Origin of the sequence: Streptomyces sp. NPDC006552 (assembly GCF_040611655.1) — a bacterium.
Taxonomy (GTDB): domain Bacteria; phylum Actinomycetota; class Actinomycetes; order Streptomycetales; family Streptomycetaceae; genus Streptomyces.
Window position 1 is genome coordinate 1 of sequence record NZ_JBEXOS010000068.1, and the last position, 14,080, is coordinate 14,080.

11 protein-coding genes and 2 tRNA genes are annotated in these 14,080 nt (G+C 71.0%); 6 read left to right on the plus strand and 7 right to left on the minus strand.

The features are described 5' to 3' along the window. Nucleotides 1-70: 70 nt before the first annotated feature. On the minus strand, nt 71-613 hold the full coding sequence (locus ABZY33_RS29655; RefSeq protein ID WP_356494774.1) for a PPA1309 family protein: 543 nt from the start codon (nt 611-613) through the stop codon (nt 71-73). 139 nt (nt 614-752) lie between these two features. Here ABZY33_RS29655 and ABZY33_RS29660 point away from each other — a divergent pair, with 139 nt between their 5' ends. The 4 genes from ABZY33_RS29660 to ABZY33_RS29675 all read left to right on the plus strand — a co-directional run bounded on the left by ABZY33_RS29660 (nt 753) and on the right by ABZY33_RS29675 (nt 6,051). Then, nucleotides 753-3,689, plus strand: a complete 2,937-nt coding sequence (locus ABZY33_RS29660) for a UPF0182 family protein (protein WP_356494808.1) — start codon at nt 753-755, stop codon at nt 3,687-3,689. 44 nt (nt 3,690-3,733) lie between these two features. Beyond that, nucleotides 3,734-3,807 (plus strand) — tRNA-Met (locus ABZY33_RS29665). Nucleotides 3,808-4,046: 239 nt separating this feature from the next. Further along, on the plus strand, nt 4,047-5,864 hold the full coding sequence (locus tag ABZY33_RS29670) for a sel1 repeat family protein (RefSeq protein ID WP_356494775.1): 1,818 nt from the start codon (nt 4,047-4,049) through the stop codon (nt 5,862-5,864). Between the two features lie 113 nt (nt 5,865-5,977). After that, nucleotides 5,978-6,051 (plus strand) — tRNA-Met (locus ABZY33_RS29675). A 129-nt stretch (nt 6,052-6,180) separates the two neighbouring features. Here the strand turns inward: ABZY33_RS29675 and ABZY33_RS29680 are convergent. Further along, nucleotides 6,181-6,594: a Fur family transcriptional regulator gene (locus tag ABZY33_RS29680; protein ID WP_356494776.1), complete on the minus strand. Its 414-nt coding sequence runs from the start codon at nt 6,592-6,594 to the stop codon at nt 6,181-6,183. 136 nt (nt 6,595-6,730) lie between these two features. Here ABZY33_RS29680 and katG point away from each other — a divergent pair, with 136 nt between their 5' ends. Then, entirely contained in the window at nt 6,731-8,956 is a 2,226-nt protein-coding gene (katG, locus tag ABZY33_RS29685) for a catalase/peroxidase HPI (protein WP_356494777.1), read from the plus strand. Between the two features lie 87 nt (nt 8,957-9,043). Here the strand turns inward: katG and ABZY33_RS29690 are convergent, their stop codons facing one another. After that, nucleotides 9,044-9,445: a CBS domain-containing protein gene (locus ABZY33_RS29690; RefSeq protein ID WP_356494778.1), complete on the minus strand. Its 402-nt coding sequence runs from the start codon at nt 9,443-9,445 to the stop codon at nt 9,044-9,046. Between the two features lie 221 nt (nt 9,446-9,666). After that, on the minus strand, nt 9,667-10,464 hold the full coding sequence (hisN, locus tag ABZY33_RS29695) for a histidinol-phosphatase (protein ID WP_356494779.1): 798 nt from the start codon (nt 10,462-10,464) through the stop codon (nt 9,667-9,669). A 165-nt stretch (nt 10,465-10,629) separates the two neighbouring features. Between hisN and ABZY33_RS29700 the strand changes: the two genes are divergently transcribed. Then, nucleotides 10,630-11,223 carry a TetR family transcriptional regulator gene (locus ABZY33_RS29700; protein WP_356494780.1) on the plus strand — a complete coding sequence of 198 codons (594 nt, stop codon included), beginning with the start codon at nt 10,630-10,632 and terminating at the stop codon, nt 11,221-11,223. Nucleotides 11,224-11,272: 49 nt separating this feature from the next. On the opposite strand, the gene ABZY33_RS29705 is transcribed toward ABZY33_RS29700, so the two are convergent. The 3 genes from ABZY33_RS29705 to aroA form a co-directional block, all read right to left on the minus strand. Continuing rightward, nucleotides 11,273-11,596 (minus strand): multidrug efflux SMR transporter, encoded by a 324-nt coding sequence (locus tag ABZY33_RS29705; protein WP_356494781.1) that lies wholly within the window; start codon nt 11,594-11,596, stop codon nt 11,273-11,275. A 106-nt stretch (nt 11,597-11,702) separates the two neighbouring features. Beyond that, complete coding sequence (gene rsgA, locus ABZY33_RS29710) at nt 11,703-12,713, minus strand: ribosome small subunit-dependent GTPase A (RefSeq protein ID WP_356494782.1); 1,011 nt, start codon at nt 12,711-12,713, stop codon at nt 11,703-11,705. Between the two features lie 12 nt (nt 12,714-12,725). After that, complete coding sequence (gene aroA, locus ABZY33_RS29715) at nt 12,726-14,051, minus strand: 3-phosphoshikimate 1-carboxyvinyltransferase (RefSeq protein ID WP_356494783.1); 1,326 nt, start codon at nt 14,049-14,051, stop codon at nt 12,726-12,728. Nucleotides 14,052-14,080 lie beyond the last annotated feature (29 nt).

A 14,080-nucleotide genomic window follows, 5' to 3' on the forward strand; every position in this document is an offset into this window, starting at 1 on the left:
TGGCGTCGTCGGGGATGTGCGGCGCGGACTTCTTGATGCGCAAGGAGGCCTCGACGCCGTCCGGGGCAGCTCACTCGGCGAAGGTCGCCATCAACGCCTCCGCGAGGCCGGGCACGAGCTGTGAACCGGTGAGGACCTCGGTGGGCGAATCCTTGTCGCGCAGCCGCAGCGCCGAGTCGCGCGAGCCGTCGCGCAGCACCGCGACGGTCATCCGGACCTCCTGGCGGTCCGGGTGCTCGGCGACCCACGCCGCCAGCTTCTTGTCGCTCAGCCCCTCCGGGACGGCGGCCTCGGCCGACGGCGGCAGCATCAGGCGCTCCACCGTCAGGGCGCAGCCCGCGACGGCGTCGGGCCAGGCGATCGTGCCGAGGAACTCGTCGAGCGCCTTGCCGGCGGGAATCTCCTCCTGCTCGATCGGGGTGAGGCCGGTGCTCTCCTGCTCGCCCTCCAGGCCGAGCTGGGAGGCGAGAGCGGGTTCCTGCGCGCGCAGCGCGGCGGTGTCGACGAGGGCGAAGAGGCGGGCGGGCTGGTCCCAGCCGAGGCCGGAGGCGTACTCGTCGATCTCGAGTACGGCCCGGGTGAGGGGGCTCGCTGCCATGGGAGTGTTGGACATGGTCACAATCCTGCCTCGTTCCTCCCCCGAACCGGGAACTGAGTAAAGCGTGAGTAAGTTGCATAGGTGATGGGTCCACGATCTCGGGGGCCCGGCCGATCGATTACTCAATTTCGAGGTGCGCACTTTGGCTTTCCAGATGCCGGACCGCGGCGGAGGCCCCACGGGGCCGCGGATCAGAGTGGGCCGCCCGTCCCGGCGTGCCCGGACGCTGCTGTTGACGCTGGGCGTCCTGGCCGTGCTCGGCATGGCCTTCGTCATGTTCGCCGGATTCTGGACGGACTGGCTCTGGTACCGATCGGTCGACTACTCATCCGTCTTCACGACGACGCTGTGGACGAAGATCGGGCTCTTCTTCGTCTTCGGTCTGCTCATGGCGCTCGTCGTCGGCGTGAACATCTGGCTGGCGCACCGGATGCGCCCGCCGCTCAGCGCCATGTCGATGGAGCAGCAGAGCCTCGACCGCTACCGGATGGGCATCGCGCCCTTCAAGAGATGGCTGCTGCTCGGGGTCACCGCCCTGGTGGGGCTCATCGCGGGCGCCTCGGCCGCCGGCCAGTGGCGCACGTGGCTGATGTTCGTGAACGGCGTGCCGTTCCACCAGAAGGACCCGCAGTTCCACATGGACGTGTCGTTCTACGCGTTCGATCTGCCCTGGTACCGCTTCCTGCTCGGCTTCGGGTTCGCGGCCACTGTCATCGGCCTGGTCGCCGCCGCGCTGACGCACTACCTGTACGGCGGGCTGCGCGTCACCAGCCCGGGCGCGCGCGCCACCGCGGCCGCGACCGGACACCTGTCGGTCCTGCTGGGCGTGTTCGTGGCCCTGAAGGCCGTCGCGTACTGGCTCGACCGGTACGGGCTCACCGTGAAGTCGAGTGACTTCAAGGCGACCGACAACTGGACGGGCCTGCGGTACGTCGACGCGAATGCGTACCTGCCGGCGAAGACGATCCTGTTCTGCATCGCCGTCATCTGCGCGGTGCTGTTCTTCGCCACGCTGTGGCGGCGTACCTGGCAGCTGCCGGTCATCGGCTTCGGCCTGATGGTGCTCTCGGCGATCCTGATCGGCGGCCTGTACCCGGCCATCGTCCAGAAGTTCCAGGTCCAGCCGAACGAGCAGTCCAAGGAAGCCCCGTACATCGAGAAGAACATCGAGGCGACCCGCAAGGCCTACGGCATCGACACGGCGAACCCGGTCGACTACAGCGGCAAGAGCTCGGACGACACGAAGAAGCAGCGCACGGAGTCCGATTCGGCGGCGAGCTACCGCCTGAACGACCCGAACATCGTGTCGCCCACCTTCCAGCAGCTCGAACAGCAGCGGAAGTACTACCAGTTCCCGACGACCCTGGACGTGGACCGCTACAAGGGCGTGGACACGGTCGTCGGCCTGCGCGAGCTGAACCTCGGCAAGCTGGACAAGCGCAACTGGATCAACGACCACTTCGTGTACACGCACGGCTATGGCGCCGTGACCGCGAAGGGCACGTCGACGGCGCAGGGTGCTCCCCAGTTCACCGAGTCGGGTCTGCCGACCACGGGCGACCTGGGCGACTACAACCAGCGCGTCTACTACGGCGAGAAGACGACGCAGTACTCGATCGTCGGCGGGCCGCAGAAGGAGCTCGACTACGAGCAGGACGACGGCACGCAGAAGACCACGAGCTACACGGGCAAGAGCGGCGTCAACCTCTCGAACCCGATCAACCGCGCCGCGTACGCGGTGGCCTTCAGTGAGCCGCAGATCCTCTACTCGGGCGCCATCGGCGACGGGTCGCGGATCCTGTACAACCGCACACCGAAGGAGCGCGTCGAGGCCGTCGCGCCCTGGCTGACCATCGACGGTGACGCCTACCCGACGGTGGTCGGCGGCAAGATCAAATGGGTGGTCGACGCGTACACGACGTCGAACGGCTACCCGTACGCGTCCCGTACGACGCTGGGCGACACCACGGCCGACTCCCTGAACGAGGGGGACAACCAGCGCGCGGTGGTGACCCAGCAGAACCAGGTCAACTACATCCGGAACTCGGTGAAGGCGACCGTCGACGCGTACACCGGCGAGGTCAAGCTCTACACCTGGGACGATGCCGACCCGGTCCTGAAGACCTGGAAGAAGGCGTTCCCCGGCACGGTGGAGGCGAAGAGCGCCATCCCGGCGGACCTGAAGGAACACCTGCGCTATCCGCAGGACATGTTCAAGGTCCAGCGCGAGCTGCTGAGCCTGTACCACGTCACGAACTCGGACCAGTTCTACAACGCGTCCGACGCCTGGCAGGTCCCCAATGACCCGACCAAGAAGGACAACAGCGCGGTCCCGCCGTACTACCTGTCCATGAAGATGCCGGGCCAGACCAGTCAGCAGTTCTCTTTGACGACGACCTTCACGCCGTCCGGGCGGCCGAACCTGCGGGCCTTCATGGCCGTGGACGCCGACGCCACCAGTAAGGACTACGGGACCATAAGGCTCCTGAGAGTCACCGAGGACAAGGTCTACGGACCCGAGCAGGTACAGAACAAGCTCAACTCCTCGAACCCGGTGGCGAACTGGGTGCGTGACATGAAGGGCGCCGACTCGACGGTCCTCTACGGCAATCTGCTGACCGTGCCACTGGACAAGGGCTTCCTGTATGTCGAGCCGATCTACGCCCAGGGGCGCAACGCCGAGTATCCGCTGATGCGCAAGGTCGCGGTCTCCTACGGCGACCGGACCGGCTTCGCCGACTCCTTGTCGGAGGCGCTCAACCAGGCCTTCGAAGTGGAGGGGGCCGAGCCCGCGGAGCCGGAGAAGCCCGGTGGGGACACGACGCGGCCACCGGCGAACTCCACAGTCAAGGACGCGCTGGCCGACGCCGAGAAGGCCTTCGAGGACGGCCAGAAGGCGCTCAAGGAGAACGACTGGACCGCCTACGGCGAGGCGCAGGAGAAGCTGGAGGACGCGCTGAAGCGGGCCGACAAGGCGCAGACGCAGGCCGACAAGGACGCCAAGCAGAACGCCGGCAAGAACAGCGACAAGAACGCCGACAACGCCGACAACGCCGACAAGAACGCCGACAAGAACGGCGCCGACGGCTGATTCGGGAGCTCCCCTCGCGCCGTGGTACGGTTTGAACACAACGGCGCGGGGTGGAGCAGCTCGGTAGCTCGCTGGGCTCATAACCCAGAGGTCGCAGGTTCAAATCCTGTCCCCGCTACTGATGATCGAAGGCTCGGAAGCAGCAGCTTCCGGGCCTTCGGTGCGTCACGGCCCCGGGCGTCACGAGCCACTGGCATGTGCGAAGTCTGTATCAGGTCAGAACGAACGGCGCTCCGCTTCGGGGGAGTTCGGTATTTTGTGTTTCACTTGTCGCCCTGTGGGCATGTCGACAAAACGCTGTAGTGACCTCAATGGCTGCGGTATACCCGGTGTACCCAGGTTGCAGGTGGTGCGACGATGGACGTTATGGGGGACAAGGCAACTCTGTGGGAGACAGGGCGGTTTGTGCAGCCTTCTGACCGGGACGAATCCGGCGAGGCGGGCGAAGAAGCACGCCAGCGGCTGGCCGCGGAGGCCGGCGACGTCGAGGCGATGAGCGTCCTCGGCGCCATGCTGCTGCGCCGCGGTGACCTCGACGGAGCCGAGCCCCTGCTGCGCGGCGCCACGGGCGAGGGCGACCGCGCCGCCGCCAACAACCTGGGCGTCCTGCTCCTCCAGCGCGGTTACGCGGACGAGGCCGCCGGCTGGTGGCGGGTCGCCGCCGTCGCCGGCTCGGCCCCCGCCGCACACGCGCTCGGACGCCACTTCCGTGAGCGCGGCGACGAACCCGCCGCCGAGTACTGGCTGCGCCAGTCCGCCGAGCAGGGCCACACGCTCGGCGCGTACGCCCTCGCCGACCTCCTGGAGCACCGCAGCGACGTCGGCGCCGAGCGCTGGATGCGGGTCGCCGCCCAGCGCGGCCACCGCGAGGCCGCGTACCGGCTCGCCCGCGCCCTGGACCGGCAGGCCGCCCGCCTGGGCCCCGAGGACGTCCTGGTCACGGACGAGAACAAGAAGCCGGCCGCCGAGGCCGAGCAGTGGTACCGGCAGGCCGCGGCCCGCGGGCACCGCCGCGCCGCGCTGCACCTCGGCGCGATCCTGGAGAAGCGCGGCGAGCTCAAGGAGGCCGGCCGCTGGTACCTGACGTCGGCCAAGGACGGTGAGCCGCGCGCCGCGTGCGCCCTCGCCTTCCTGCTGCGCGACGCCGGGGACGAGGAGAGCGCCGCCGTGTGGTGGCTGCGCGCCGCCCAGGACGGCGACGGCAACGCGGCGAACGCGCTGGGCGCGCTGCACGCCCAGCGCGGTGAGACCCAGACCGCCGAGCGCTGGTACCGGGCCGCCATGGACGCGGGCGACAACAACGGCGCGTACAACCTCGGGCTGCTCTGCGCCGAGCAGAAGCGCACCGCGCAGGCCGAGAGCTGGTACCGCCGTGCCGCCTACGCGGGCCACCGCGAGGCCGCCAACGCCCTGGCCGTGCTGCTCCTGCAGAACGGCGACGCGGTCGGCGCCGAGCCCTGGTTTTCCAAGGCGGCGGAGGCGGGCAGCGTCGACGCCGCCTTCAACCTCGGCATCCTGTACGCGGGCCGGGACGACGAGGAGGCCCGGCAGAAAGCGCTGCGCTGGTACGAGCGGGCCGCCGCCGGAGGCCACACGGAAGCCGCGCTGCAGGCCGGAATCGCGCGCCTGCGCGAGGGCGACGAGCCGAGCGCCGAGCGGCACCTGCGGTGCGCGGCGGGCGGGGGCAGCCCCGAGGCGGCGTACCGGCTGGCCTCGCTGCTCGACGTGCGCCGGCCCCCCGCGGTCCGGCACGAGCTGGGCGAGCCCGTGACCGTGAAGAGCGAGTGCGAGGAGTGGTACGAGCGGGCCGCCGAGCACGGGCACCGGCGCGCGCAGGTCCGCGTCGGCATGCTCGCCGCCGTCCGCGGTGACGTGGTCGAGGCGGCGCGCTGGTACCGCCGGGCCGCGGAGGCCGGATCGCGCAACGGCGCGTTCAACCTCGGGCTGCTGCTCGCCCGGGAGGGGAGCGAGCCGGAGGCGGCCCTGTGGTGGACGCGGGCCGCCGACGGCGGGCACGGCAGGGCGGCGCTCCGGCTCGCCCTGCTCTGCGCGCGGCGCGGCGATCTGGTCGAGGGCCAGAAGTGGGCCGGCCGGGCGGTCGAGCTCGGTCCGGCCGAGGTGGCCGAGCGGGCGGGCCGGCTGCGCGACGCACTGCGCCAGGAACTGTCGGCCTGAAGCGCGTCCACCGCCCCGCGACCGGGCCGAGCGGCCCGGTGACAGGGCCGCCGCCGGGTGGCGGGATCGGATTTGCGCTGGTCGGGGGCGTCCCGTAAGGTTGTGTTCAACGGCGCGGGGTGGAGCAGCTCGGTAGCTCGCTGGGCTCATAACCCAGAGGTCGCAGGTTCAAATCCTGTCCCCGCTACTACGGTCTCAAGGCCGGAACCATTGGTTCCGGCCTTGAGGCGTTTTTGGCGCCCGGTCGTCCGGCGCAGCTGGCAAGAAGGGCCCGCACCTCACTGGTGCGGGCCCTTCTTGGTGGTCGTAAGGAGAATTACGTCGCGCAGGTCGGGCAGACGCCCCGGTACGTCACTTCCACGTCCGAGATCGTGAAGCCGAAGCGCTCCGAGTCCGGGAGTGTCGACAGGGGGTTGCCCGTCGGGTGGACGTCGCGGATCTGGCCGCACTGGCCGCAGACCAGGTGCTGGTGCGGACGGTGCGCGTTCGGGTCGTACCGCTTCGCCCGCTTGTCCGTGGCGACCTCGATGACCTCGCCGAGCGACACCATCTCACCCAGCGTGTTGTACACCGTGGCCCGCGAGATCTCGGGCAGCTTCGCGACAGCGCGCAGGTGCACCTCGTCGGCCGTCAGGTGGACGTGGTCCCCGTCGAGTACCTCGGCCACGACGCGTCGCTGCGCGGTCATGCGCCAGCCTCGTCCGCGCAGTCGTTCCAGAAGGTCACTCATAGAACCAGCCTAACAGCAAGGGGACCTGAATCCCGAACGGATGTGACTTTGGAGCGTGGCTTGACTTAGACATTGTCCATTGTAGGATCAGCGATGGCTACGGCCAAGCGACAGGACAGACTCCGGAAGGGTTCGCATGACCGAGAACCATGAAGCAATCGTCACGGACGCGAAGACGGAGGAGACGGGCGGCTGCCCGGTCGCGCACGGCCGTGCCAAGCACCCGACCCAGGGCGGCGGCAACACCCAGTGGTGGCCGGAGCGGCTCAATCTGAAGATCCTCGCCAAGAACCCTGCGGTGGCGAACCCGCTCGGTGACGACTTCGACTATGCGGCGGCGTTCAACGCCCTGGACCTCCCCGCCGTGAAGCGGGACATCGCCGAGGTGCTCACCACCTCGCAGGACTGGTGGCCCGCCGACTTCGGGAACTACGGCCCCCTCATGGTGCGTATGGCCTGGCACAGCGCCGGCACGTACCGCATCAGCGACGGCCGCGGTGGCGCCGGCGCGGGGCAGCAGCGTTTCGCGCCGCTCAACAGCTGGCCGGACAACGGCAACCTGGACAAGGCCCGCCGTCTGCTGTGGCCCGTCAAGCAGAAGTACGGCCAGTCCATCTCCTGGGCCGACCTGCTGATCCTCACGGGGAACGTGGCCCTGGAGACGATGGGCCTCAAGACCTTCGGCTTCGCCGGCGGCCGCCCCGACGTCTGGGAGTCGGAGGAGGACGTCTACTGGGGCCCCGAGACCACCTGGCTGGGCGACGAGCGCTACACCGGCGACCGCGACCTGGAGAGCCCGCTCGGCGCGGTCCAGATGGGTCTCATCTACGTGAACCCGGAAGGCCCGAACGGCAACCCGGACCCGATCGCCGCGGCCCGCGACATCCGTGAGACGTTCCGCCGCATGGCGATGAACGACGAGGAGACCGTGGCGCTCATCGCCGGCGGCCACACCTTCGGCAAGACCCACGGCAACGGTCCGGCGGACGCCGTCGGCCCCGACCCCGAGGCCGCCCCGATCGAGGCGCAGGGCCTGGGCTGGGCGAGCAGCCACGGCACCGGCAAGGGCGGCGACGCCATCACCAGTGGTCTGGAGGTGACCTGGACCAGCAACCCCACCGCGTGGGACAACGAGTTCTTCGACAACCTCTTCGGCTTCGAGTGGGAGCTGACCCAGAGCCCCGCGGGCGCCAACCAGTGGGTCGCCAAGGACGCCGAGGCGACCGTGCCGTTCGCGCACGACGCCACGCAGAAGCAGCGCCCGACGATGCTCACGACCGACCTGTCGCTGCGCTTCGACCCGATCTACGAGCCGATCTCGCGCCGCTTCCACGAGAACCCGCAGGAGTTCGCGGACGCGTTCGCCCGCGCCTGGTACAAGCTGACGCACCGTGACATGGGCCCGGTCGTCCGCTACCTCGGCCCCGAGGTCCCCTCCGAGGAGCTGCTCTGGCAGGACCCGCTGCCCGCGCGCACCGGTGAGGTCGTCGACGCCGCGGACATCGCCGCGCTCAAGGAGCAGGTCCTCGCCTCGGACCTCACGGTCGCGCAGCTGGTCTCGGCCGCCTGGGCCTCCGCCTCCTCCTTCCGCGGCAGCGACAAGCGCGGCGGGGCCAATGGCGCCCGCGTCCGCCTGGAGCCGCAGCGCACCTGGGCGGTCAACAACCCGGACGAGCTGGCGCAGGTGCTGCGCACGCTCGAAGGCATCCAGGAGAGCTTCAACGCCCAGGGCGGCAAGCAGGTCTCGCTGGCCGACCTGATCGTGCTCGCGGGCTCTGCGGCCGTCGAGAAGGCCGCCAAGGACGGCGGACACGACGTCGAGGTGCCCTTCACGCCGGGCCGGGTGGACGCCACGCAGGAGCAGACGGACGTCGAGTCGTTCGCCGCGCTCGAGCCGTCCTCCGACGGCTTCCGCAACTACGTGGGCAAGGGCAACCGCCTGCCGGCCGAGTACCTGCTGCTCGACAAGGCGAACCTGCTGACGCTGAGCGCCCCCGAGATGACCGTCCTCGTCGGCGGCCTGCGGGTCCTCGGCGCCAACACCGGCCAGTCGAAGCACGGCGTCCTCACCGAGCGCCCGGGCACGCTGACCAACGACTACTACGTCAACCTGCTCGACATGGGCACGACGTGGAAGTCGACGTCCTCGGCGCAGGACGAGTTCGAGGGCCGCGACGCGAGCGGCGCGGTGAAGTGGACCGGCACCCGGGCCGACCTGGTCTTCGGCTCCAACTCCGAGCTGCGCGCTGTGGCCGAGGTCTACGCGAGCGACGACGCCAAGGAGAAGTTCGTCAAGGACTTCGTCGCGGCGTGGAGCAAGGTCATGGACCTGGACCGGTTCGACCTGGTGCACCAGGGCTGATCCGAATCCTGGCCGAAGAGGGCCGGTTCCCCGTCCGGGGGACCGGCCCTCCCGGTTTTTCCGCGCCTGCGACGCGCCCTGACCGCCCTACGCCGTCAGGGTCGGCGCCGGCTGCCGCACCGGTGTCCAGCAGCGGGTGATGTCCCGGACCGAGACGATGCCGGTCGGCTCCCGGCCGTCCAGCACGATGAGGTGGCGGAAGCCGCCGTGGGTCATGGTCTCCGCCGCCCGCTCCAGGGTCCAGGTCGGGGCGGCGAAGACGACGTCGGTGGTGGTGTGGGTGCCGGCTGTCTCGTGGTCCGGATTCTGGTTCAGCGCGAGCGAGTTGAGGATGTCGCGCTCGGTCAGGATGCCGATGCCGCAGCCGTCCGGGTCGAGGACGACGGCCGCTCCGACGCGGCGCGCCGACATCAGCCGGGCCGCCTGGCGCAGCGTATGGGTGGGGCCGATGGTGAGGACCATCGTGCTCATGGCGTCACGGACGAGCATGGATGGAGCCACCTTCCTGTGGAGGTACCTGCGCCACCGCTCCCGGAACGAGAAACGGTTCACAAGTTCACAAGTGGAGGGACTCTCAGAGTTACAGGTAAAGGGAGTGCCAACAAGAGGGCGCGAGAGGTGAGTTCAGGGGCGCCCACGGGCGAACCGCGCCCCGCCCGCGCCTCCAGCTCCCTCTCCGCCCGCCTCGGCGCCGGCCCGGCAGCGGTCCGTCAGCGGCCCGAGACGTAGCTGAGCAACTCGTCGTGGAGCAGCCCGTTCGACGCCGCCGCGTTGCCGCTGTGCGGGCCCGGGCGGCCGTCGAGCCCGGTGAACGAACCCCCTGCCTCGGTCACCACGATCGCCGGCGCCGCCATGTCCCACAGCGACAGCTCAGGCTCCGCGCACAGGTCGACCGCGCCCTCGGCGACCATCATGTAGGGCCAGAAGTCGCCGTACCCGCGGGTGCGCCACACCGCCCGCGTCAGGTCCAGGAACCCGTCGAGACGGCCCTGCTCCTCCCAGCCGCTCAGCGAGGAGTACGCGAACGAGGCGTCGGCCAGGCGGCCCACCCCGGAGACCTGGAGCCGGGAGGCGGAGGTCAGGCTGCGGCCCGTGAACGCGCCCGCGCCCTTCGCCGCCCACCAGCGCCGGCCGAGCGCGGGCGCCGAGACCACACCGACGACCGGCTGGTAGCCACCCTCGCCGGCCTCCATCAGGGAGATGAGCGTGGCCCAGACCGGCACGCCCCGGACGTAGTTCTTGGTGCCGTCGATCGGGTCGACGACCCAGCGGCGCGGGCCCGTGCCCTCGACGCCGAACTCCTCGCCCAGGATCGCGTCCCGCGGCCGCGCCCGCTTGAGGTGACCGCGGATCAGCTCCTCGGCGGACTTGTCGGCCTCGCTCACCGGCGTCATGTCCGGCTTGGTCTCCACCTTCAGGTCGAGCGCCTTGAACCGGTCCATCGTCGCGGCGTCGGCGGCGTCCGCGAGGACGTGGGCGAGACGCAGATCATCGTGGTAGTCGGGCATGCCTGCACAGTATCGATCGAGGTCGTCCCCCGGCCACACGGCCTCGTCCCGCCCGGAGCGCGCGGTGGCCCGTACGGGGTCGCGCGCGGACTCTTGACAGCGGGGAGGAGCCCGTCAACTCTGACGGAACAAGCCGTACCGGCACGGCGGCCCGGGGAGGCGACGATGCCCGCAGCACGGGAGTCCCTTCTGGACGCGGCCTACCTGGCACTGGCGCGGCGGCCCTGGTCCGGGGTGCGCATGGTCGACGTGGCGGCGGTCGCCGGAGTCTCCCGGCAGACCCTCTACAACGAGTTCGGCAGCAAGGAAGGGCTCGCCCGCGCCCTGGTCCGCAGGGAGGCCGACGCCTATCTCGCGGGAGTCGACCGGGCCCTGCGGGAGGGCGGCCTCGACACGGTCGCCGAGTGGACCGTGGCCAGCGCCCGCCGCAGCCCGCTGGTGCGCGCCGCGCTCACCGGCTGCTGGAGCGAGCGCCTGCCCGCACCGGCGCTCTCCGCCGTACCGTCCACCTCCGCCGTGCCCGCGCAGCGCCGCGCGGACAGCCCGCTGCCCGCTCCCGCCGACTTCCTCGCCGCCGTGCGCGACCGCTCCCTGGCCGCCCTGGGCGCGGCGGACACGCCGGCGACAGAGGAGCGGGAGCTGGCCCGGGAGTGCGAACTCGCGGTGCGGATCGCGCTGTCGTGCGTCATGGTGCCGCCCGCGGGCGACGGAGTCGGACGGCTGGTGCGGGAGGCGATCCGGGCCGCGCCTTCCGCCTGACGCCCCGAGATTGCCGGGAACACCGTCCCGCCGGGAACCCGGACCGCCGTCAGTGTGCCGATCCGGACAGCTGGAGCCCGATCACGCCCGCGACCACCAGGCTGATCGAGACGATCTTGAGCGTGGAGACCACGTCCCCGAGGAAGACCATGCCGTAGATCGCCGTGCCCGCCGCACCGATGCCCGTCCACACCGCGTACGCCGGCCCCACGTCCAGCTTCTTCAGGGAGAGCGTCAGCAGGCCGAAGCTGCCCAGCGCGAACGAGGCGAACGCGATCGTCGGCCACAGCCGCGTGAAGCCGTGCGAGAGCTTCAGGCAGACGGCGAAGCCCGTCTCCAGAAACCCCGCGAAGATGACCAGCAGCCACGCCATGTGTTGTGCCTCCCGCGCTCCACTGATCCCGTACGGTTCGATCTTGCGTCCGGCTTGGTGCGATTATGCCTTCACCGGTGCGCGGGGGCGGCAAACACGACAGAGGTCAGTCGCCCTCACGGCGCTCGCGCGTGGCCAGCAGCCGGCGCAGCGAGTACAGCCGGGCCGGGTCCGCGTGGCCCTCCGCCACCCAGGCGTCCAGGGCGCAGTCCGGTTCGTCGTGGCTGCACGCGCGCGGGCAGTTCTCGGTCCCGGGCTCCAGGTCGGGGAAGGCGTGGATGACCCGCGAGGGGTCCACATGGTGCAGCCCGAACGAGCGCACGCCCGGAGTGTCGACCACCCAGCCCGCGTCGCCGGGCAGCGGCAGGGCCCGCGCCGAGGTGGTCGTGTGCCGGCCGCGCCCCGTCACCGCGTTGACGTGCCCCGTCGTACGCCGCTGGTCCTGCGCCACCAGCGCGTTGACCAGCGTCGTCTTGCCCACGCCGGAGTGGCCGACGAACGCGGTGACCCGGCCGTCGAGCTGCTCGCGCACCCGCGCCTGCGCCGTGCCGTTCTCCAGCTCCTCGCGGCTGGTCACGACGTAGGGGATGTCGAGATCTCCGTACAGTTCGAGCAGCTTGTCCGGCGGTGCCAGGTCCGACTTCGTCAGGACCAGCAGCGGGGTGAGGCCGCCGTCGAACGCGGCGACCAGACAGCGGTCGATCATGCGCGGGCGCGGCTCGGGGTCGGCCAGCGCCGTGACGACGGCGAGCTGATCGGCGTTGGCGACCACCACCCGCTCGTACGGGTCGTCGTCGTCGGCCGTGCGCCGCAGCACCGAGGTGCGCGGCGCGATCCGGACGATGCGCGCGAGAGTGTCCTTCGCGCCGGACAGATCGCCGACGACGGCCACCTGGTCGCCGACGACCGCCGCCTTGCGGCCCAGCTCGCGGGCCTTCATCGCGTGGATCGGGAGCCCGTCGACGAGGACGGTCAACCGGCCCCGGTCGACGGTGAGGACCATCCCCTCCGCCGCGTCCTCGTGCTTGGGCCGGATGTTCGTCCGCGGCCGGTTCCCCTTGCGGTTGGGGCGCTGGCGGATGTCGTCCTCGTCGGTGTGCTTGCCGTAGCGGCGCATCGCGTTACGTCCCTACGGCCTGTCGGTCCCGAGCATCGAGGCCCACATGTCGGGGAAGTCGGGCAGCGTCTTGGCGGTCGTCGCCACGTTCTCGACCTGCACGCCGTCCACCGCCAGGCCGATGATCGCGCCCGCCGTCGCCATCCGGTGGTCGTCGTAGGTGTGGAAGACGCCGCCGTGCAGCGGGCGCGGGCGGATGTGCAGGCCGTCGGCCGTCTCGGTGACGTCGCCGCCCAGTTCGTTGATCTCCTTGGTCAGCGCGGCCAGGCGGTCCGTCTCGTGCAGCCGCAGGTGCGCGACGCCGCTCAGCGTGGAGGGGCCGTCCGCCAGCGCCGCGACCGCCGCGATGCCCGGGGTCAGCTCGCCCACCTCGCCGAGGTCCACGTCGATGCCGTGGATCGTGCCCGAACCGGTGAACGTCAGGCCCTGCTCGGTCAGTTCGCAGGAACCGCCCATCCGCGTGAAGATCTCGCGCAGCGCGTCACCCGGCTGGGTCGTGTGCGCCGGCCAGTCCGGGACCGTCACCCGCCCGCCGGTGACCAGGGCCGCGGCCAGGAACGGCTGGGCGTTGGAGAGGTCCGGCTCGATGACGATGTCCCGGCCGAGCAGGGCGCCCGGGGTGACGCGCCACACGTTGGCCTCGCCGCCCGACTCCGGGGTGTCGACCTGGGCGCCGACCGCCCGCAGCATGTCGACCGTCATCCGGATGTGCGGCATGGAGGGCAGCGAGGAGCCGGTGTGGCGGACCTCCACACCCTGGTTGAAGCGCGGCGCGGACAGCAGGAGCGCGCTCACGAACTGCGAGGACGACGACGCGTCGATCCGTACCGGGCCGCCGTCGAGCGCCCCGCCGCCCTGCACCGTCAGGGGCAGCGCGCCGCGGTTGTCGTCGTCGATCCGGGCGCCCAGCGTCCGCAGCGCGTCGATCACCCCGTGCAGCGGCCGCTCGTACGAACGGGGGTCGCCGTCGAACCGGATCGGCCCGTCGGCAAGGGCCGCGACCGGCGGCAGGAAACGCATGACCGTGCCCGCGTTGCCCACGTCGACCGTGGCCGGGCCCTGGAGGCCGGAGGGGATGACGCGCCAGGCCTCGCCGGTCCCGTCCGGGCCCACGCCCTCCTCGATGCCGACGCCCATCGCGCGCAGCGCGCCCGCCATCAGCAGCGTGTCGCGGGAGCGCAGCGGGCGGCGCAGCCAGCCCGGCTCGGCGGCGAGCGCGGCGAGGACGAGCGCGCGGTTGGTGACGGACTTGGACCCCGGCACCGGGACGGTCGCGTCGACGGCCCCGCTCGCGAGCGGGGCGGGCCAGAGGGCGGTGGGCGCGGGGTGCGTGGTCATGCCCTTACTTTAGTGGGCTCGCCCCCGGC

What these genes read in the sequence shown, in the direction of transcription:
- ABZY33_RS29680 (WP_356494776.1), bottom strand. Translation starts at nt 6,594, where the DNA reads ATGAGTGACCTTCTGGAACGACTGCGCGGACGAGGCTGGCGCATGACC.
- ABZY33_RS29690 (WP_356494778.1), bottom strand. Translation starts at nt 9,445, where the DNA reads ATGCTCGTCCGTGACGCCATGAGCACGATGGTCCTCACCATCGGCCCC.
- ABZY33_RS29655 (WP_356494774.1), bottom strand. Translation starts at nt 613, where the DNA reads ATGTCCAACACTCCCATGGCAGCGAGCCCCCTCACCCGGGCCGTACTC.
- ABZY33_RS29670 (WP_356494775.1), top strand. Translation starts at nt 4,047, where the DNA reads ATGGACGTTATGGGGGACAAGGCAACTCTGTGGGAGACAGGGCGGTTT.
- ABZY33_RS29705 (WP_356494781.1), bottom strand. Translation starts at nt 11,596, where the DNA reads ATGGCGTGGCTGCTGGTCATCTTCGCGGGGTTTCTGGAGACGGGCTTC.
- hisN (WP_356494779.1), bottom strand. Translation starts at nt 10,464, where the DNA reads ATGCCCGACTACCACGATGATCTGCGTCTCGCCCACGTCCTCGCGGAC.
- katG (WP_356494777.1), top strand. Translation starts at nt 6,731, where the DNA reads ATGACCGAGAACCATGAAGCAATCGTCACGGACGCGAAGACGGAGGAG.
- rsgA (WP_356494782.1), bottom strand. Translation starts at nt 12,713, where the DNA reads ATGCGCCGCTACGGCAAGCACACCGACGAGGACGACATCCGCCAGCGC.
- aroA (WP_356494783.1), bottom strand. Translation starts at nt 14,051, where the DNA reads ATGACCACGCACCCCGCGCCCACCGCCCTCTGGCCCGCCCCGCTCGCG.
- ABZY33_RS29660 (WP_356494808.1), top strand. Translation starts at nt 753, where the DNA reads ATGCCGGACCGCGGCGGAGGCCCCACGGGGCCGCGGATCAGAGTGGGC.
- ABZY33_RS29700 (WP_356494780.1), top strand. Translation starts at nt 10,630, where the DNA reads ATGCCCGCAGCACGGGAGTCCCTTCTGGACGCGGCCTACCTGGCACTG.